The sequence below is a fragment of the Streptomyces sp. NPDC001056 genome (assembly GCF_053598955.1).
This window is the reverse complement of sequence record NZ_JBSFLI010000020.1, coordinates 123,855-142,049: the sequence shown is the minus strand read 5'-3', so window position 1 is coordinate 142,049 and position 18,195 is coordinate 123,855. Positions and strand designations below refer to the sequence as shown.

Genomic DNA, 18,195 nt, shown 5'->3' with positions numbered 1-18,195 from the left:
AAGCTCTCAGGTTGAGATGACAGAGGGGGAGGCCGTCCGGGCACCCGCGCCGTGGTGCCCTTCGAAGGTCGCGTCAGACCAGGAGGCCTCCGCAATGACCGCCCATCGTATTCCGCTCTCCGAGCTCGAAGCGGGCATCCCCTTCGAACAGCGCCACATCGGGCCCGACCAGGAGGCGCGGGCCAAGATGCTCGCGCAGGTCGGCTACGGGTCCCTCGACGAGCTGACCGCCGCCGCGGTCCCCGATGTGATCAAGAACGCCGACGCCCTCGACCTGCCGGGCGCCCGGACCGAGGCCGAGGTGCTGGCCGAACTGCGCTCGCTCGCCGACCGCAACCAGGTCCTCGGCTCCATGATCGGCCTGGGTTACTACGGCACCTTCACTCCGCCGGTGATCCTGCGCAACGTCCTGGAGAACCCGGCCTGGTACACGGCCTACACGCCCTACCAGCCGGAGATCTCCCAGGGCCGCCTGGAAGCGCTGCTGAACTTCCAGACCATGGTCGCCGACCTGACCGGGCTCCCCACCTCCGGCGCCTCCCTCCTCGACGAGGGCACCGCGGCCGCCGAGGCCATGGCGCTGTCCCGGCGCATGGGCAAGAACAAGAAGGGCCTCTTCCTGGTCGACGCGGACGCCCTGCCGCAGACCATCGCCGTCATCCAGACGCGCGCCGAACCGACCGGCGTCGAGGTCGTCGTCGCCGATCTCGGCGCGGGCATCCCGGCCGACATCGCCGCCCGTGACATCAACGGCGTCCTCATCCAGTACCCCGGCGCCTCCGGTGCCGTACGGGACATCAAGCCGGTGATCGAGCAGGCCCACGAGCTGGGCGCGCTCGTCACCGTCGCCGCCGACCTGCTCGCCCTCACCCTGCTGACCTCCCCGGGCGAGCTGGGCGCCGACATCGCCGTCGGCTCCACCCAGCGCTTCGGTGTCCCGATGGGCTTCGGCGGTCCGCACGCCGGCTACATGGCCGTGCACGAGAAGTTCGCCCGCAGCCTGCCCGGCCGCCTGGTCGGCGTCTCCGTCGACGCCGACGGCAACAGGGCCTACCGGCTGGCCCTCCAGACCCGTGAGCAGCACATCCGCCGCGAGAAGGCCACCAGCAACATCTGCACCGCACAGGTGCTGCTCGCGGTCATGGCCGGCATGTACGCCGTCTACCACGGCCCCGAGGGCCTGCGGACCATCGCCCGGCGCACCCACCGCTACGCGACCCTCCTCGCCGAGGGCCTGAAGGCCGGGGGCGTGGAGATCACGCACGGCGCCTTCTTCGACACGGTCACCGCGCGCGTGCCCGGCAAGGCCGCCGAGGTCGTCGCCGCCGCCCGGGACAAGGGCGTGAACCTGTACCTGGCCGACGCCGACCACGTCTCCGTGGCCTGCGACGAGACCACCACCCGGGAGCGGCTGGCCACCGTCTGGGCCGCCTTCGGCGTCGAGGCCGACGTCGAGGCGCTGGACGCCGCCGCCGCCGACGCGCTGCCCGCGGCGCTGCTGCGCGGCGACGACTACCTCGCCCACCCGGTCTTCCACCAGCACCGCTCCGAGACCGCGATGCTGCGCTACCTGCGCAAGCTGGCCGACCGCGACTACGCGCTCGACCGCGGCATGATCCCGCTGGGCTCCTGCACCATGAAGCTCAACGCGACCACCGAGATGGAGCCCATCACCTGGCCCGAGTTCGGCGAGCTGCACCCGTTCGCGCCCGCCGAGCAGGCGGCCGGCTTCCTCACGCTCATCCACGAGCTGGAGGACCGCCTCGCCGAGGTCACCGGCTACGACAAGGTCTCCCTCCAGCCGAACGCCGGCTCCCAGGGCGAGCTGGCCGGTCTGCTCGCCGTGCGCGGCTACCACCGCGCCAACGGCGACGAGCAGCGCACCGTCTGCCTCATCCCGTCCTCCGCGCACGGCACCAACGCCGCGAGCGCCGTGATGGCGGGCATGAAGGTCGTCGTCGTCAAGACCGCCGAGGACGGTGAGATCGACGTCGAGGACCTGCGCGCCAAGATCGAGCAGCACCGCGACGAGCTGGCCGTGCTGATGATCACCTACCCGTCGACGCACGGTGTGTTCGAGGAGCACGTCGCCGACATCTGCGCCCGGGTGCACGAGGCCGGCGGTCAGGTGTACGTCGACGGCGCCAACCTGAACGCGCTGGTGGGCCTCGCCAAGCCGGGCCACTTCGGCGGCGACGTCTCGCACCTGAACCTGCACAAGACCTTCTGCATCCCGCACGGCGGCGGCGGCCCCGGCGTCGGTCCGGTCGCGGTCCGCTCGCACCTCGCGCCGTACCTGCCCAACCACCCGCTCCAGCCGGCGGCCGGCCCGGAGACGAGCCTGGGCCCGGTCTCGGCCGCGCCGTGGGGCTCCGCGGGCATCCTGCCGATCTCGTGGGCGTACGTCCGTCTGATGGGCGGCGAGGGCCTCAAGCGGGCCACCCAGGTGGCCGTGCTGTCCGCGAACTACATCGCCAAGCGCCTGGAGCCGCACTTCCCGGTGCTCTACACCGGCCCCGGCGGCCTGGTCGCGCACGAGTGCATCATCGACCTGCGCCCGCTGACCAAGGCGACCGGCGTGAGCGTGGACGACGTGGCCAAGCGCCTGATCGACTACGGCTTCCACGCGCCGACCATGTCCTTCCCGGTGGCCGGCACGCTGATGATCGAGCCGACCGAGTCGGAGGACATCATCGAGCTGGACCGGTTCTGCGACGCGATGATCGCCATCCGCGCGGAGATCGAGAAGGTCGGCTCCGGCGAGTGGCCCGCGGAGGACAACCCTCTGCACCACGCCCCGCACACCGCGGGCGCGCTCGGCGGCGAGTGGACGCATGCCTACAGCCGCGAGGAGGCCGTCTTCCCGGCCGGTGTCTCGGTGGCCGACAAGTACTGGCCGCCGGTCCGCCGCATCGACCAGGCCTTCGGCGACCGCAACCTGGTCTGCTCCTGCCCGCCGCTGGACGCCTACGAGGACTGACCGAGGCGTACCCCGGCCGAGGGCCCTGTCCGGATCTCCGGGCGGGGCCCTCGCCCGTGCCGTCCGCGGCTCAGTCGGTCGCCAGGGACACCTCGGTCGCCTTCACCAGGGCCACCGCGTCGGAACCCACGAAGAGGCCCAGCTCGGTGGCCGCGTCCTTGGTGATGGCCGCCGTCAGCTCGCCGCCCGGGACGGAGATCCGGACGGTCGCCATGACCGTGCCGGTGGTGAGCCCGACCACCGCGCCGGGCAGCTGGTTGCGGATCGACAGGCCCTCGACCCGGTGGGTGGCGACGGATACCTCGGTCGACTTCACCAGGGCGCGCACCGGCATGCCGGGGGTGAGGGCCATGTCGTCGGCGGCGTCCTTGGTGATGGCCGCGATGAGGTCCTGGCCGCCGTCCAAGTGGACCTCGACGGTGGCCATGGCCTCGCCCGGGTGGACGGCGGTGACGGTGCCGGGGAGCTGGTTGCGGATGCTCAGGGTCATGGGCACCCACGGTAGGGCGCCCGCCGGTTCAGGCCGGGTAGGCGTGGGTCTGCGTCGCTTTGACTGTCGCCCAGACCGGTGCACCGGGGCGCAGGCCGAGTTCGGCGGCGGCCACCGTGGTGAGGTCGGCGGCGAGGGGGAGTTCCCCGGTGAGGTCGGCGCGGATCCGGTCGCCGTGCGTCTCCAGCCCCGCCACCTCGCAGCGCCACAGGTTGCGGGCGCTGGCGCCGGTCGGGCGGTCCCGGAAGAGGGTCACGGCGGAGGGCGGGAAGGCCACGAAGGCCGGTCCGGACAGCTCCTCGGTGGTGGTGATCGGGGGGCCGGCGTCCAGTCGCACCGTGTGCCCCTCGGCCTCGCCCCGGTAGAGGTTGAGGCCGACGAGCTGGGCGATGTAGTCCGTGCGCGGGCGGCGGGCGATCTCGGTCGGGGCGCCTTCCTGGACGACCCGGCCGTGCTCCACCACCACGAGGCGGTCCGCGAGCACCATGGCGTCCAGCGGATCGTGCGTGACGAGAACGGCGACCGCCTCGAACTCGGCCAGGTGGCGCCGGAGCTGGGCCCGGACCTCCAGTCGGGTACGGGCGTCCAGCGCGGCCAGCGGCTCGTCCAGCAGGAGCAGCCGGGGCCGGGTGGCGAGGGCGCGGGCGAGGGCCACGCGCTGGGCCTGGCCGCCGGACAGCCGGCGGGGCCTGGCGCCCGCGTGCTCGGCGAGCCCCATGCGCTCCAGCCAGACCGCGGCGCGCGCACGGGCCTCCGCCCTGGTCATGCCCTGGCAGCGCGGCCCGAACGCCACGTTGTCCAGCGCGGACAGGTGCGGGAAGAGCAGATAGTCCTGGAAGACGACGCCGACCGGGCGGGACTCGGGCGGCACGCGCTCCAACGGGGCGCCGTCGAGACGCAGATGGCCCCCGGCCAGGGGTTCCAGGCCGGCGAGGACGCGTAGCGCGGTGGTCTTGCCCGCGCCGTTGGGGCCGAGCAGCGCGACCACGTCCCCGGGCGCCGCCGTCAGGGCCACGTCCAGCCTGAAGCCGCGCCGGTCCACGACGAGACGGGCGTCGAGTCCCGGCTGCTCCGGCTGCTCCGGCTGCTTTGGGGCCGGGGGGTCGGTCGTCCGTACGGGGCCCTTCGGCAGGGGCTGCTTCGCGGGTGTCGTCCGCCGTCCCGCCGTCACGTCACACTCCTGTCAGCCAGCGGTCGCGCAGTCCCGCCAGCACCGCGATGGAGACGGCCAGCAGGACCAGGCTCAGGGAGATCGCGGCCTCGGGGTCGTTCTGCAGGGCCAGGTAGACCGCGAGAGGCATGGTCTGGGTGCGGCCGGGGAAGTTGCCCGCGAACGTGATCGTGGCGCCGAACTCGCCGAGCGCCCGCGCCCAGGCCAGCACGGCGCCCGCCGCGACGCCGGGAGCGATCAGCGGCAGCGTGACCCGGCGGAACGCGGTGAAGCGGGAGGCGCCGAGCGTGGTGGCCGCCTCCTCGAACCGGGGGTCGGCGGCGCGCAGGGTGCCCTCCACGCTGATGACCAGGAACGGCATCGCGACGAACGCCTCCGCGAGCACGACCGCGGTGGTGGTGAACGGCAGGGTGATCCCGAACCAGGAGTCGAGCCACTTGCCGATGACGCCGTTGCGGCCGAGGGCCAGCAGCAGGGCCACCCCGCCGACGACCGGCGGCAGCACCAGCGGCAGCGTCACCAGGGCGCGGACCAGCCCGCGCCCGGGGAAGTCCGTGCGGGCCAGCAGCCAGGCCAGCGGCACGCCGAGGACGACGCTGACGACGGTCGCCGCGGTGGCGCTGACCAGCGACAGCTGGAGCGCCTGCCACACCTGCGTGCTGGTCAGCTGGTGCGGCAGGCTGCGCCAGGGGGCGCGGACGAGCAGCGCGAGCAGGGGCAGGAGGAGGAAGGCGAGGGCCAGGACGCCGGGGAGGAGGAGCGGCAGGGGGACGCCGCGGCGGCCCGCTGTGCCGATGCGGCGGGTGGTCGTATCCCTTCCCCCGCGGACACGGCCGCGCGGCGGCCGGTCCGTGCGGGGACCGGTCGCGGCGCCGGGCTCGGCGGGCGGGGTCATGGCCTGAGGAACCCGGCGGCGCCCAGCACCTTCTGGCCCTCGGCGGACCGCAAGAGGGCGATGAACGCCTTGGCGGTCTCGGCGTTGCGGGCGTTCTTCAGCAGGGCGATCGGGTAGTCGTTGACGGCCTTGGCGGACTCGGGGAACTCCACGCCCTCCACCTTGTCACCCGCGGCGTGCACATCGGTCCTGTACACCACCGCCGCGTCGGCCTCCTTCAGCTCCACCTTGTTCAGGGCGCTCTTGACGTCCTGTTCGTAGGAGACGGGGGTCAGCGTGAGGTGGCCCGCGTCGAGGGCCTTCCGGGCGGCGGCGCCGCAGGGCACGGTCCTGTCGCACAGGACGACCTTCAGACCGGGCTTGGTGAGGTCCTTCAGGGAGGCGACCTCGGCGGGATTGCCGGGCAGGGTGGCGATCTCCAGCTGGTTGCGGACGAAGGTGACCGGGGGGCCGGCCGCGTCCCCGGCGTTCGTCACGGTCGCCATCGTCTTGGGGCTGGCGGCGGCGAAGACATCGGCCGGGGCACCGCCGGTGATGCTCGCGGCGAGGGTGTCGCTGCCGCCGAAGCTGAAGCCGACCCTGGTGCCCGGGTGCTGCCGCTCGAACTCCTTGCCCAGGGCGGTGAAGCTCTCCTGGAGCGAGGCGGCGGCGAACACGGTGACCGTGCCGGACAGCTGGGCGGACCCGGAAGCCGACGTGGCCGCGGCGCCGTTCGAGGAGGCGGACGACGAGGAGCAGGCGCTGAGGGCCAGCAGCGCGACCCCCGCCCCGGCCAGGTGCAGCATCCGCCGGGTCCGGCGCACGGAAGGGGTCATCACGGTTCTGCTCCTCGCGTTGTGCGGAACGACTGTCGCGCCCTGGCACGGCCGTACGAACCTGCCGTGTCGCGATGATACTGCCGCATCTGCCAGGTGTAAGTCTCTTGTCGCATCGCATGAGCGGCGATCTTGCGCGCCAAGGCTCGCATGTGCGTTTGTACGGCGCGCCGCTGCGGGTACCGTCCGGCCGGAGGTGGTCGCAGGTGACGTTGCCCGGCTCGCCCCGACCGGTGATCTCGTACGGCCTTCCCGGCCGACCGTGCCGGGCCGCACGCCGTCGGCCGCGGCACCGGGCGGTCGTCAGCTTCGAGTGCGCGACCGGCGGCGTGCGGCACCGCGCTTCCTGATCGCCGTCACCGGCACCGACGGCCACCACGCCCCGCTGCCCCGGGCCGAGACCGCCCCGGACTTCGCCGGCGCGCCGGTACCGCCGGGCGTGAGCATCGACGACAGGGTCAGACGCGGTCGATATGGACGTTCGTCGACTTCACCCGGGCCGTCGCCTCCACGCCGACCTCCAGGCCCAGTTCCTCGACCGCCTCGCGGGTGAGCAGGGAGACCAGCCGGTGCGGACCCGCCTGGATCTCCACCTGGGCGGCGACGTCGCCGAGCTTGATCGCGGTGACGATGCCGGGGAAGGCGTTGCGCACGGAGGTGTAGGAGGCTTCCTCCTCGCCGCCGCCCTTGGCCAGTTCCACGGAGAAGGCGGCGAGGTCCCGGCCCTCGATGAGCCGTCGGCCCGCCTCGTCGCGATGGGTGGCCACCCGGCCCGCGTCGGCCCAGCGGCGGGCGGTGTCCGGGCTGACGCCGAGGAGGCGCGCCGCCTGGCCGATCGTGTAGGACTGCATGCCCAGAACGATAGGGCGTGGCTCAGCCCGTGTGCACACGCGGCCTGCGGGCCCGGTTCGGCTCCGCCTCGCGCAGCACCTCGCGGGTGACCGGGGCGACCTCGCCCTGGCCGAAGAGGAAGAAGCGCAGGAAGTTGGCGAACGGGCTGCCCTCGGTCCACTCGAAGTAGATGTGCGGGGTGCAGCCGGTGACGTCGCGGACGTGCAGCAGCAGGGCGGCCAGGGCGTTCGGGATGGACGCGGACTCCAGGGTCAGTACCCGGTAGCGGTTGTGCAGGACCTCGCCGCGCACGGTCAGGCCCGCCTCGAACTCCGACGGGTCGGTGACCGTGACCTCGACGAAGACGAAGTCCTCCTGCTCCGGCATCTCGTTGTCGGCGCGGATCTGCTCGATCTTGTCGCGGTACTCGGCCTTGTCGCGGTGGCCGGGCTCGTTGGCGATGAACCGCATCTTGCGGCTGGCCATGTCCCGGACGAAACGTTCCGCCATCGGGTCGAGCGTCACGCTGGTCACGCGCAGCTCGAAGGCGCGGGCCAGCCGGGACAGCAGCGAGACCAGGATGATGCCGACGATGAAGCAGGCACCGATCTTCACACCGTCGGGACGCTCGATGACGTTGACGACCGTGGTGTACAGGAACACCACCGAGATCACGGCGAAGCCGATCGTCCAGCCGCGCTGTCCCGCCTTGCGGGCGGCGATGGTCACGGCGATCGCCGCGGAGCTGATCAGCACCAGCACGCCGGTGGCGTAGGCGCCGCCCTGCTTGTCGACGTTGGCATCGAAGATCCAGGTGACCAGGAAGGCGACCAGTGTGAAGACGATGACCATCGGGCGCACCGCGCGCGCCCAGTGGGGGGCCATGCCGTACCGGGGCAGGTAGCGCGGCATCAGGTTGAGCAGGCCCGCCATGGCGGACGCGCCGGCGAACCACAGGATGGCGATGGTCGAGACGTCGTAGATCGTGCCGAAGGCGCCGCCGAGGTACTGGTGCGCGAGAAAGGCGAGGGCGCGGCCGTTGGCGGGGCCGCCCGGCTGGAACTCCTTCTCCGGGATCAGCAGGGTGGTGATGAAACTGCTGGTGATCAGGAAGCAGCTCATGATGACGGCGGCGGTGGTCAGCAGCTTCCTGGTGTCCCTGATCCGGCCGGTGGGGTGCTCCTCGGTGTCGCCCGGGTCGCCCTTGACGTGTGGCATGACGGCGACGCCGGTCTCGAACCCGGACAGGCCGAGGGCGAGTTTCGGGAAGACGATCAGTGCCACGCCGATCATGACGAAGACGTTCCCGTGCTGCACGGTCAGCGCGTTGGTCCAGTCGGTGACCACGTGCTCGGCGGTGAGCACGTGCCACAGGCCGACGATCACCACGACCAGGTTGAGGGCGAGATAGACGCCCACCAGGGCGACCGCGACCCCGATCGCCTCCAGGAAGCCCTTGAGGAACACCCCGCCGAGCAGCGCCACGAGCAGCAGCGTGATCAGCATCTGCTTGCCCTGGAGGGCGCTCGTCAGATGCGGGTTCTCCACCAGGTGGGTGGAGGCGTCGGCGGCGGACAGGGTGATGGTGATCAGGAAGTCGGTGGCCGCGAACCCGAGCAGGGTCAGCACGAACAGCTTGCCCTTCCAGAAGGACAGCAGCCGCTCCAGCATCGCGATGGAGCCCTCGCCGTGCGGGCTTTCCTCGGCCACGCGCCGGTAGACCGGCAGCGCGCCCGCCAGGGTGACGAGTACCAGCACGATGGTCGCGATGGGGGAGACCAGGCCGGCCGCGAGCGCGGCGATGCCCGGCTGATAGCCGAGGGTGGAGAAGTAGTCGACACCGGTCAGGCACATCACCCGCCACCAGCGCTGGCCCTTGTGCGGGGGCTCGGGCTGGGCGTGTGGTCCGGTGTGGCCACCGCTCTTGCCCATGTCGGACAGGCCCTCCAGCATCCAGGCGCGCAGGCGGCTGGTACTGGGAGGGCGTTCGGTCGTGGCCATCGGTGTGCTCCTGATGTGTGGCTCAGCTCTTTTCGGCCATCACACGGACGGCGGCACCAGCGTATGCAGAGCGTGACGCCTGGGCCTCCGGATCCGGGGCGGGGAGGCGTCAATCTTGCGTTAAGAATGGCGCGGTGTCGTCAAGGCCGCATCAAGAAGCTGAGGCCGGAGGGGGGTCACCGGGAGCTGAGCCGAACGAGTGGCCAGGGGCGCCGTCGAGGGATCAGCGGCCACCGAGTGTCATCGTGCGGTGAGGTCGTCCGTTGCGCCGGTCGCCCGTGCGGTGAGGTCGTCCGTGCGGTGAGGTCGTCCGTTGCGCGAGCGTCCGTTGCGCGGTCACTCCAGGCCCGACGCCCGGAACACCGCCAGGGCCGTCTCGTGGTCCAGGCGGCGGGCCAGCTCGGCGAGAGCGGTGGTGCCGCAGCGCAGGGTGCCGCCGGCCAGGGCCGCGCGGACGCCCTCGTCCAGCCGGTGCCACAGGACGGGGTTGCGGGCCAGCACCTCCGGGTCGATCTCCACCCGGTTCCCCAGCAGGTCGCGCAGCACCAGGCGCCGGGCGACGCCGTCCAGCGGGCGGACCGCGACGAGCAGATCGGTGTGGACCCTGCGGGTGCGCAGCAGGCGCTTGCTGGCCAGCCAGCCGTCACCGGCGGACACCTTGGCCGGGCACAGGACGAGGAACAGGAGCAGGGCGAGGGCGCACCACAGCAGGCCCCGCAACCAGGTGAGGGAGCCGGCCGCCCCGTCGACGCACAGCAGCAGCGCCAGCAGCGCGGCGGCGCAGCGCACGGCGGTGCGCACCTCGCCGGCCCACTCGCGGTTGTGCGCGACGGTCTCGGCGGGTGGCGGATGCGGGCCCGTCACCCGGGGCCGTGTGTCGTCGCTGTGCTCCATGGGATCGACGGTAGACAGCCACGGGCGCGGCGGCACGATGCCTTGACGGCGCCTTGACGGCGCCGCCCGCCTTCTTGACGGGACTCCTACGCGCCGGGTCCGGCGGGGTTCACAGCCCCCGGGTGTCCATGGGCAGATGCCAGGCGTTGCGGCGGTGGACGGTGAGCAGCTGGGACTCCAGCGGGGAGGGCGGTACGGCGAGGACCGGGCAGTCGGCGTGGGTGAGGCAGTGCCGGCAGACCCGGCCGGAGAAGGCGCGCTGGAGGCCGCGTCGGCCCGCGCCCACCACCAGCAGATCGTTCTCCCGGTCCGCGACCGCCACCAGCGCCCGGCCCGGGGTGCCGCGGACGACGAGGGCGTGCATCGGCACGCCGGGCCCCCGCGCGCCGAAGATCTCCTCCAGGACCGCGACCAGCCGGCCCCCGGCCAGCCGCTGCCACTCCTCGGCGGGCACGGCCGCCGCGGGCGAGCGACGCCCGGCCGGATCACCGCCCGGCGGCTCCCAGGCCAGTACCGGCCACAGCTCGGCCCCCAGCCGGCGGGCGAGCGCACCGGCCCACCGCAGGGCCGTGACGCTGCCCAGGGAGCCGCTCACGCCCACCACCACACGTCCGACCACCGAGGCGTCGTAACCGGACATGACTCACCGTTCCTCATCGGTGTCCCGCGCCGTCTCCTTCCATCCCACCTCCGTGACGGGGATACGACCAGCCGGAGACGCGTCGGGGCCGGTCGCGCACCGGGTGGGTGCGGCCGGCCCCTCGGGTCCTCGCCGTCCTCGCGGCGCCGCCGTGGTCAGGCGGCGGTCATCACCTCGTCCGCGCCGAGCGGGCGGTGCGGGGCGATGACGCGGCCGTCCGGCAGCAGCTCACCGGTGTCCTCGAAGAGCAGGACGCCGTTGCACAGCAGGCTCCATCCCTGTTCCGGGTGGTGCGCCACCAGGCGGGCGGACTCCCGGTCGGCGGACTCGGCTGGCGGACACGGTGGCTGGTGCTGGCACATGGGTGGGATCTCTCGCTCTGTGGTGGTCATGGTGTCCCCCGTCACGCAGTCGTTCGGAACCCAGTGTTGCCCCACGGGCGGTGTTCCGCAGGGATTTCGAGGCACCGCTCCCCACAGGTTGAGGACGCGTCACCCGAGCGGACGGTTCAGCCCAACTACCCTCTCAATTCGGGTGGTTCGCCCTGGCCGAGGCGGACTAGTCCATCGGTGCCCCGGGGTCAGGCCGCCGGTGACTCAAGCAGCGGCCACCGGGTGGCGCGCAGGGTCAGTACCGGGAGCAGATCGGCGACCGGGTGCGGCAGGTGCGCCGCGATGCCGGGCGGCGCCGGGGCGAGCGGCACCAGCAGATCGGTGGCGGCCGGATGCCCCTCCGCGCCGTCGGCGGTGGTGTCGCCGTGCAGCCACAGGGTGAGCATGTAGAGGCCGGGCACCGACAACAGCCTCGGTTGGTAGGGCTGTTGCAGCGACTCCGCCTGCTTCAGGGCCAGCTCGGTGGAGGCGACGTAGGGGCCCTCGAAGAAGTGCGAGAAGGCCCAGCCGTCGGGGGTGAGCATGGTCTCCGCCGCGGCCGCCGCCCGGTCACCGCAGCGGATCAGGAAACGCCAGCCGGCGAGCCTGGTGGCGGACAGCCCCTGCGGAGAGATCCGGTCCAACACGTGGACCGGCAAAGGGAGTTCGGGAGTCGCGGGGCCCTGCGCGGCACGCAGGGAGGGGGTACGGGCCTCGCGGACCGCGGTGGGCGAGCCCAGGGCGGCGAGGACGGAGCGCAGGGCGGGCGCGGGGGCAGGGGGAATGTGAAGCGGCATGGTGGGTCGCCTCTCGTTCGACAGGCGCGGGGCGCGAGGGAGGTGGGGCGGACGGCGCTGTCTGCTCACGGAAGGCCGGAGAGGTGAGGGCCGGGTCGGTGAAGAACGAGGGTGCGGCTCGCCCCGCCGTCCGTCAACCGGAGCGGCAGGAATGCGGCAGGACCAGGACCGAGGGCGCCACCCTTCCGCCTTGTGGACGAAGTTTATACGACGTGTGTTCAGGCGGTGTTTCACCTATCCCATTGCGGGGAGCCCCACAAGGCCGAAATGGGCCGCTGATTCGCGGAATTCATCCCGGTTTCCGGGTGGTCACGCGCCGTTGACCTCGTTCTACACTCCGCGCGCGGACGGCCGAAAGGCGTCGGCGTTTTTCACGAGGCGTTCGGGGCACCCGAAGGTGCGCCCGCGGCATGCCCCGTGAATGTGCCCCCGGGAACATTCCGGCAGCGTAGCGGGCGCCCGGGTGGCGCGGGACGTTATCGATCGCTTTCACTGGGCATTACTCCACCTGACCCGGGAGGCCCGGCGGCCGGAACGTCGGCCCGCCCATCCGAGGAGGGACACTTCGATGGGGGAGAAGGTCGTGGCAGGGCAGTTCGACCTGTCCGATCGACAGCGCTACCGCGAAAAGCTCCAGAAGTGTCTTACGGGGCTGGAGCGGCTGCTGGTCGAGAAGCGATTCGACCGCCCCAGGAACCTCATGGGCGTCGAGATCGAATTGAATCTCGCCGGTCCCGACGGCATGCCAAAAATGTTGAACGGCCAAGTGCTCGAACGCATCGCCAGCCGGGACTTCCAGACCGAACTCGCCATGTTCAATCTGGAGGTGAACATAGCCCCGCACCGGCTGGGCGGCCGGGTCTTCGACCGGCTCGCCGAGGAGCTGCGGACCTCGCTCGCCTACGCGGACCGCAAGGCCGGCGAGGTCGACGCCGGCATCGTGATGACCGGCATCCTGCCCACGCTCGACCGGGACCACCTGGTCTCCTCCAACCTCTCCGAGGTCGACCGCTACACGCTGCTCAACGACCAGATCGTGGCCGCGCGCGGGGAGGACTTCCGGCTCGACATCGACGGCGTCGAGCATCTGGTCTGCACGGCGAAGTCCATCGTCCCGGAGGCCGCGTGCACCTCCGTGCAGCTGCATCTCCAGGTCACGCCGGGGCGGTTCGCGGACGTGTGGAACGCGGCGCAGGTGGCGAGCGCGGCGCAGATCGCCCTGGGTGCGAACTCACCGTTCCTGTTCGGTCACGAACTGTGGCGGGAGTCGCGGCCGCCGCTGTTCCTGCAGTCCACCGACACCCGGCCGCCCGAACTCCAGGCACAGGGCGTACGGCCGCGGACCTGGTTCGGCGAGCGGTGGGTCTCCTCGGCGTACGAGCTGTTCGAGGAGAACCTGCGCTACTTCCCGGCCCTGCTGCCGATCTGCGACGACGAGGAGCCGCTGGAGGTCATCGAGGCAGCCGGCACCCCGAAGCTCGCGGAACTCGTCCTGCACAACGGCACCATCTACCGCTGGAACCGGCCGGTGTACGGCATCGCGGACGGCGTGCCGCACCTGCGGGTGGAGAACCGGGTGCTGCCGGCCGGGCCGACCATCACCGACATCATCGCCAACGCGGCCTTCTACTACGGCCTGGTGCGCGCCCTCGCCGAGGAGTCCCGGCCGGTGTGGACCCGGTTGCCGTTCGCCGCGGCCGAGGCCAACTTCGACGCGGCGTGCCGGTACGGCATCGACGCGCGCTTCGTGTGGCCCCGGCGGGGGCGGTACGGCGGCACGGGCGAGGTCGACGCGGTCACCCTGGTCCGCGACGAGCTGCTGCCGCTGGCCTCGGCGGGACTCGACGCGTGGGGCGTGGAGCCGGCCGACCGCGACCTCTACCTCGGCGTCATCGAGGAGCGCTGCCGGCGGCGGGTCAACGGCGCGTCCTGGCAGGCCGCCACCTTCCACCGCATCCTGGAGCAGGGCCTCTCCCGCGAGGCCGCGCTCGCCGCGACGACACGGCGGTATGCCGAGCTGATGCATGTGGGGGAGCCGGTGCACATGTGGCCGGTGGGGTTGCCGGAGCCGGTGCCGACGGGGTGAGGCGGGGGAGCCTCCGGCGGGAGTGATGCGTACGGAGCGTGGCGCGGTGGCCCGGCGCAGGGGTGGGCGCGCTGCGGCAGGGGTGACGTGCGTGGTCGCGGCCCGGTGCCGGGGCCTGCGGGTGTCGTCGCGTCCCGGTGCCGGGCCTGCGGGCGTCGTCGTGGCCCGGCGCCGATCGTGGTGGCCCGGTGCGCGGTTCTCCCGGGAGCTTCTGCGATCCTTGCGGGCGACGTGGCTCGTGAGCGTGGGAGGCAGGGGTGAAGGTGGAGGCGGCCGGGCTGGGGGACGGGCTGGAGCAGCCGACGCGGCGGGTCCTGCGGGACGAGACGATCCTCGTGCTCGCGCTGTCGCTGGGCGCGAGCGGGGTCTCCGCGCTGATCAGTTTCATCGGGTCGGTGACCAAGCCGGGCGGGCTGAAGGACCAGGCGGCCACGCTCAACGCCTCCGCCGCGCCGGGGCGGCCCTGGCTCGACCTCGCCTGGCAGCTGTTCGGCATCGCCACCGCCCTGGTCCCCGTCGCCCTGGTCGCCCACTTCCTGTTCCGCGAGGGCAGGAGCCTGCGCACCCTCGGCTTCGACCGCACCCGGCCCTGGCCCGACCTCGGGCGGGGCGCCGCGGTCGCGGCGGTGATCGGCAGTACCGGGATCGCCTTCTACCTGGCCGCCCGGGGCCTCGGCTTCAACCTCACCGTGGTGCCCGAGGCCCTGCCGGCCGTGTGGTGGAAGTACCCGGTGCTGATCCTTTCCGCCGTGCAGAACGCGGTCCTCGAAGAGGTCATCGTCGTCGGGTATCTGCTGCGCAGGCTCGGCCAGTTGGGCTGGGCCCCGGGGACCGCGCTGGTGGCCAGCGCGGTCCTGCGTGGCTCGTACCACCTCTATCAGGGCATCGGCGGCTTCCTCGGCAACATGGTCATGGGCGTGGTGTTCGTCTGGCTGTACCGGCGCTGGGGCCGGGTCGGCCCGCTGGTCGTCGCCCACTCGCTGCTCGACATCGGCGCGTTCGTCGGTTACGCGCTCCTCGCGGGCAAGGTGGGCTGGCTGCCGACGGCGTGAGGACGGCGGGTCGGGCGGGCGGGTCGGGCGTGCGGGTCGCCCCCCCGGGGAGCGGTGGGCCGGTCAGGTGTGCGGCCCACCACGCTCGGGGAACGGTCAGGCGTGCAGTTCGCCCTCGATGACGGTGACCGCCCGGCCGGTGAGCAGCGTGCGTTCGCCGCGCAGCCCGGTGCGCACCAGACCGGTGCGGTGGGAGGCCTGGAGGCCGGTGAGGTCGTCGCGGCCGAGGCGGGCGGACCAGTGCGGGGCGAGCGCGGTGTGGGCGCTGCCGGTGACCGGGTCCTCGTCGATGCCGACGTTCGGGAAGAAGCAGCGGGAGAGGTAGTCGTAGCCCCGTGACGGGTCGTCCGCGCGGGCGGTGGCGATGATCCCGCGCGTGGAGTACGCGGCGAGCGCCTTGTGGTCCGGGGTGAGCCCGCGGACCGTCTTCTCGTCCGCCAGCTCCACCAGCAGGTCACCGACGTTCTCCCCGGTGTCGAGGACGGCGACCGGCTCCGCGCCCAGCGCCTCGGCGACGCCGTCCGGTACCTCGACGGGGGTGAGCGGCGCGGTGGGGAAGTCGAGGGTGATCGCACCGTCCTCGGCGGGTGTGGCGACCAGCACCCCGCTACGGGTTTCGAACCGAACGGGACCCTCGTGGGCGCCGGTCGTGTGCAGCACGTGCGCCGTGGCCAGCGTGGCGTGCCCGCACATCGCCACCTCGGTGACCGGTGTGAACCAGCGCAGCGCCCAGTCCGCGTCACCGCCCCCGGGCAGCCGGTGCGCGAACGCCGTCTCGGCGTGATGCACCTCCATGGCGACGTTCTGCATCCACTCGTCGGCCGGAAAGCCCTCGTCCAGGAGCAGCACCCCCGCGGGGTTCCCCGCGAAGGGCCGATCGGCGAAGGCGTCCACGATTCGAATCCGCATGCCGTGAAGCTAGCGGCTCTGCCGCCCCCTCGACCAAGGCCAATTCCCGAGCGCTGGCCCGCTTCCCGGCTCGCGGCGTACATCCTGCGGCGTCGAGGGGAAGCGGGATCAGTCCGCGCGGCGGTCGGAGCCGGGGAGGCCGGCGGTCGGGGCCGCGGCCTCATGGGCGGCGAGTTCGTCGGGGGTCCCGACGAAAGCGGGTCCGGAGTTCGGCGGAAGGCGCTCGACGACCATCGCGACGGCCTCCTGCGGCGTCGCGGCCGGTCCCACGGTCTCGCCGCGCAGCGGGCCGGAGACCCAGTAGGTTCCGCCCGTCGCGGGCTGGATATAGGGAACGTCCCAGGTCCATCGCCACTCCGTGCAGCGGCTGAAGTGCAGCTCTCCCATTCCTGTCCAGGGGAACAGTCGGCGTAGGCGGGGTTCGGCGTAGGCGGCTTCGAGCAGTTCGGGACGGACCCGCCCGTCGTCGCGGACCCGCTGCCAACCTGCTTCGACCAGGGCTCGGCCCGGTGATGTCGCATCCACGGCGGCCATCATCCCTGACCGCGCCCCAACTGTCCTATGACAGCGAACTCTGACCGATTGCCATCGAAGTCGGACCACAGAGGAAGTACGCAGACCGATCTTTGTCGGCCTGCGAGCAGGCCCTCAAGGGGCACCGCAAACGGGTGAGTCCTCCGGGGCCCTGTTCCAGCTCTCCCGAAGATCGACCATGTGCACTCCGGGCGATACAGGTTTCCATGTGGAGGGAGTCAGCGCTCCCCCGCCGGTACGGGCCCAGCTCCTGCCGTCAGGGTCCTGGAACTCCAACCAAAGTGTTGACAGCTCTTCATCGGTGACCTGCACGGATGGCAACTGGTCGCGCAAGCTGGCGCGCAGGGAGTCAGTGGGGATCTTGATCTGCTTGCAGGGCTCAAGCAGACGCAAGTCCCACCAAAGACGCCTACCTGGCAGGAAGAGACGCATTTCCGCTGGGTGCGGGTTGCCGTTCATCACGACCACTGCGGACGTAGTTCGGTAGAAGTCGACCTGCTCAGCGAAGGCTTTCTGACTCAGTTCGGCTGCCTGCTTCTCCTCCCTGTCGGCGCGCTGCTCTGCTCTGACCCCCAGGATCAGCCCCACGAGTGCGGCGATGACGGTGATCGCCGCACCCACTCCCCTGCCGACCTTCGCCCATGTGGGCGCAAGCGCTGTGGGGGCGGCAGGGAAGTCGTCGGAGTCTGCCGGACTTCGAGGCGCCGGGTCCGCGGGAGCGTCACCGGCGGAACCAGCCGCGGGACCGGGATCACCGCCGTCGGGCACAGGCTGCCCCTCGCTACTCGCTTCAGCCATGCGACTGAGATTACAAGCGCAGCGCCTGTCCAGGACCTCTTTCTCGCCACGGGGGATCGCCGGAGACGGTCAAGTTCGCTGTCGCAGGACACCAGCCATCGGAAAGGGCTTGGCAGTCGATCGGTTCCGATATATCGTTGAAGCATCGCGAACGATACGCGATACAGACGTGATGAATCAGCGATGGAATGGAGTGATCGCCATGCGTACGCACGGACACGAGCACGGCGGGCACCGGCACGAGGGCTTCGGCCGGCGCGGCATGGGCGGCTTCGAGGCGCGGCGGGCCGCGTTCGGACCGTTCGGGCCCGGTGGGCCGGGGGGTCCGGGCGGGCCGGGGTTCGGGCCTGGCGGTCCGGGGTTCGGTCCCGGGTTCGGGTCCTGGGGGCATCGGGGGCGGGGCGGTCCCAGGGGGCGGGCGCGGCGCGGGGACGTGCGGGCGTCGATCCTGGCCCTGCTGAAGGAACGGCCCATGCACGGCTACGAGATGATCCAGGAGATCGCCGAGCGCAGTGGCGGCGCGTGGAAGCCCAGCCCCGGCTCGGTGTACCCCACCCTCCAGATGCTGGAGGACGAGGGTCTGATCGTCAGCGAGAGCGAGGGCGGCAAGAAGCTGTTCTCCCTCACCGACAGCGGTCGCGGCGCGGCCGAGGAGGGACCGGAGGCGCCCTGGGAGGAGGCCTCGCGCGGGGTCGACTGGGAGGCGCTGAGCGAGATCAGGCAGGCCGGGTTCGGGCTGATGGAGGCCTTCGGGCAGGTCTGGAAGACCGGCACCAAGGAGCAGCGCGAGAAGGCGCTGACCGTCATCAACGACGCCCGCAAGAAGCTGTACCTCATCCTCGCCGACGAGGACTGAGCGTCGTAGGAGTCATGGACGTCGTACGGCCGTACGGGCGCCCCGCGGAGCGAACGCCGCGGGGCGCTTGCCGTA

16 protein-coding genes and 1 pseudogene are annotated in these 18,195 nt (G+C 72.0%); 4 read left to right on the top strand and 13 right to left on the bottom strand.

All coding sequences use genetic code 11. The annotated features are described in order from the left end of the window. The first annotated feature begins 94 nt into the window (after positions 1–94). Positions 95–2,980, top strand: a complete 2,886-nt coding sequence (gene gcvP / locus ACWDD7_RS23725; protein WP_450458819.1) for an aminomethyl-transferring glycine dehydrogenase — start codon at positions 95–97, stop codon at positions 2,978–2,980. A 70-nt stretch (positions 2,981–3,050) separates the two neighbouring features. Here the strand turns inward: gcvP and ACWDD7_RS23720 are convergent, their stop codons facing one another. From ACWDD7_RS23720 to ACWDD7_RS23675, 10 genes and pseudogenes are all read right to left on the bottom strand, one after another. Further along, a complete protein-coding gene (locus tag ACWDD7_RS23720) occupies positions 3,051–3,470 on the bottom strand; it encodes a TOBE domain-containing protein (protein WP_351880666.1) in 420 nt (139 codons plus the stop codon). A 28-nt stretch (positions 3,471–3,498) separates the two neighbouring features. Beyond that, positions 3,499–4,482, bottom strand: a pseudogene (locus tag ACWDD7_RS23715) (ABC transporter ATP-binding protein); the annotation flags it as partial. Between the two features lie 160 nt (positions 4,483–4,642). Further along, entirely contained in the window at positions 4,643–5,536 is an 894-nt protein-coding gene (gene modB, locus ACWDD7_RS23710) for a molybdate ABC transporter permease subunit (RefSeq protein WP_450458818.1), read from the bottom strand. Then, entirely contained in the window at positions 5,533–6,351 is an 819-nt protein-coding gene (gene modA, locus ACWDD7_RS23705) for a molybdate ABC transporter substrate-binding protein (RefSeq protein ID WP_450458826.1), read from the bottom strand. The genes modB and modA overlap by 4 nt, the downstream gene beginning before the upstream one ends. A 458-nt stretch (positions 6,352–6,809) precedes the next feature. Then, positions 6,810–7,202, bottom strand: a complete 393-nt coding sequence (locus ACWDD7_RS23700; RefSeq protein ID WP_351879365.1) for a TOBE domain-containing protein — start codon at positions 7,200–7,202, stop codon at positions 6,810–6,812. 22 nt (positions 7,203–7,224) lie between these two features. After that, positions 7,225–9,183 carry an amino acid transporter gene (locus tag ACWDD7_RS23695; protein ID WP_450458817.1) on the bottom strand — a complete coding sequence of 653 codons (1,959 nt, stop codon included), beginning with the start codon at positions 9,181–9,183 and terminating at the stop codon, positions 7,225–7,227. A 336-nt stretch (positions 9,184–9,519) separates the two neighbouring features. Continuing rightward, positions 9,520–10,077, bottom strand: a complete 558-nt coding sequence (locus tag ACWDD7_RS23690; protein ID WP_450458816.1) for a hypothetical protein — start codon at positions 10,075–10,077, stop codon at positions 9,520–9,522. 109 nt (positions 10,078–10,186) lie between these two features. Beyond that, on the bottom strand, positions 10,187–10,717 hold the full coding sequence (locus ACWDD7_RS23685; protein ID WP_392218497.1) for a universal stress protein: 531 nt from the start codon (positions 10,715–10,717) through the stop codon (positions 10,187–10,189). Between the two features lie 155 nt (positions 10,718–10,872). Further along, on the bottom strand, positions 10,873–11,079 hold the full coding sequence (locus ACWDD7_RS23680; protein ID WP_285558884.1) for a DUF5999 family protein: 207 nt from the start codon (positions 11,077–11,079) through the stop codon (positions 10,873–10,875). Between the two features lie 218 nt (positions 11,080–11,297). After that, a complete protein-coding gene (locus ACWDD7_RS23675) occupies positions 11,298–11,885 on the bottom strand; it encodes a hypothetical protein (RefSeq protein WP_450458815.1) in 588 nt (195 codons plus the stop codon). Between the two features lie 568 nt (positions 11,886–12,453). On the opposite strand from ACWDD7_RS23675, the gene ACWDD7_RS23670 reads away from it, so the two are divergent. Together ACWDD7_RS23670 and ACWDD7_RS23665 are read left to right on the top strand one after the other, a co-directional pair. Further along, entirely contained in the window at positions 12,454–13,971 is a 1,518-nt protein-coding gene (locus tag ACWDD7_RS23670; protein ID WP_450458813.1) for a glutamate--cysteine ligase, read from the top strand. Positions 13,972–14,228: 257 nt separating this feature from the next. Further along, positions 14,229–15,023 carry a CPBP family intramembrane glutamic endopeptidase gene (locus tag ACWDD7_RS23665; RefSeq protein ID WP_450458812.1) on the top strand — a complete coding sequence of 265 codons (795 nt, stop codon included), beginning with the start codon at positions 14,229–14,231 and terminating at the stop codon, positions 15,021–15,023. A gap of 96 nt (positions 15,024–15,119) precedes the next feature. Here ACWDD7_RS23665 and ACWDD7_RS23660 read toward each other — a convergent pair whose 3' ends face one another. From ACWDD7_RS23660 to ACWDD7_RS23650, 3 genes are all read right to left on the bottom strand, one after another. Beyond that, positions 15,120–15,932 (bottom strand): PhzF family phenazine biosynthesis protein, encoded by an 813-nt coding sequence (locus ACWDD7_RS23660; protein ID WP_351879383.1) that lies wholly within the window; start codon positions 15,930–15,932, stop codon positions 15,120–15,122. A 108-nt stretch (positions 15,933–16,040) separates the two neighbouring features. Continuing rightward, positions 16,041–16,466 carry a DUF6193 family natural product biosynthesis protein gene (locus ACWDD7_RS23655; RefSeq protein ID WP_450458825.1) on the bottom strand — a complete coding sequence of 142 codons (426 nt, stop codon included), beginning with the start codon at positions 16,464–16,466 and terminating at the stop codon, positions 16,041–16,043. Between the two features lie 114 nt (positions 16,467–16,580). After that, positions 16,581–17,087 carry a hypothetical protein gene (locus tag ACWDD7_RS23650; RefSeq protein ID WP_450458811.1) on the bottom strand — a complete coding sequence of 169 codons (507 nt, stop codon included), beginning with the start codon at positions 17,085–17,087 and terminating at the stop codon, positions 16,581–16,583. 379 nt (positions 17,088–17,466) lie between these two features. Between ACWDD7_RS23650 and ACWDD7_RS23645 the strand changes: the two genes are divergently transcribed. Continuing rightward, positions 17,467–18,120, top strand: coding sequence for a PadR family transcriptional regulator (locus ACWDD7_RS23645; protein ID WP_351879392.1), 654 nt, complete (start codon positions 17,467–17,469; stop codon positions 18,118–18,120). Positions 18,121–18,195 lie beyond the last annotated feature (75 nt).

What these genes read in the sequence shown, in the direction of transcription:
- gcvP (WP_450458819.1), top strand. Translation starts at nt 95, where the DNA reads ATGACCGCCCATCGTATTCCGCTCTCCGAGCTCGAAGCGGGCATCCCC.
- ACWDD7_RS23720 (WP_351880666.1), bottom strand. Translation starts at nt 3,470, where the DNA reads ATGACCCTGAGCATCCGCAACCAGCTCCCCGGCACCGTCACCGCCGTC.
- modB (WP_450458818.1), bottom strand. Translation starts at nt 5,536, where the DNA reads ATGACCCCGCCCGCCGAGCCCGGCGCCGCGACCGGTCCCCGCACGGAC.
- modA (WP_450458826.1), bottom strand. Translation starts at nt 6,351, where the DNA reads ATGACCCCTTCCGTGCGCCGGACCCGGCGGATGCTGCACCTGGCCGGG.
- ACWDD7_RS23700 (WP_351879365.1), bottom strand. Translation starts at nt 7,202, where the DNA reads ATGCAGTCCTACACGATCGGCCAGGCGGCGCGCCTCCTCGGCGTCAGC.
- ACWDD7_RS23695 (WP_450458817.1), bottom strand. Translation starts at nt 9,183, where the DNA reads ATGGCCACGACCGAACGCCCTCCCAGTACCAGCCGCCTGCGCGCCTGG.
- ACWDD7_RS23690 (WP_450458816.1), bottom strand. Translation starts at nt 10,077, where the DNA reads ATGGAGCACAGCGACGACACACGGCCCCGGGTGACGGGCCCGCATCCG.
- ACWDD7_RS23685 (WP_392218497.1), bottom strand. Translation starts at nt 10,717, where the DNA reads ATGTCCGGTTACGACGCCTCGGTGGTCGGACGTGTGGTGGTGGGCGTG.
- ACWDD7_RS23680 (WP_285558884.1), bottom strand. Translation starts at nt 11,079, where the DNA reads ATGTGCCAGCACCAGCCACCGTGTCCGCCAGCCGAGTCCGCCGACCGG.
- ACWDD7_RS23675 (WP_450458815.1), bottom strand. Translation starts at nt 11,885, where the DNA reads ATGCCGCTTCACATTCCCCCTGCCCCCGCGCCCGCCCTGCGCTCCGTC.
- ACWDD7_RS23670 (WP_450458813.1), top strand. Translation starts at nt 12,454, where the DNA reads ATGGGGGAGAAGGTCGTGGCAGGGCAGTTCGACCTGTCCGATCGACAG.
- ACWDD7_RS23660 (WP_351879383.1), bottom strand. Translation starts at nt 15,932, where the DNA reads ATGCGGATTCGAATCGTGGACGCCTTCGCCGATCGGCCCTTCGCGGGG.
- ACWDD7_RS23655 (WP_450458825.1), bottom strand. Translation starts at nt 16,466, where the DNA reads ATGGCCGCCGTGGATGCGACATCACCGGGCCGAGCCCTGGTCGAAGCA.
- ACWDD7_RS23645 (WP_351879392.1), top strand. Translation starts at nt 17,467, where the DNA reads ATGCGTACGCACGGACACGAGCACGGCGGGCACCGGCACGAGGGCTTC.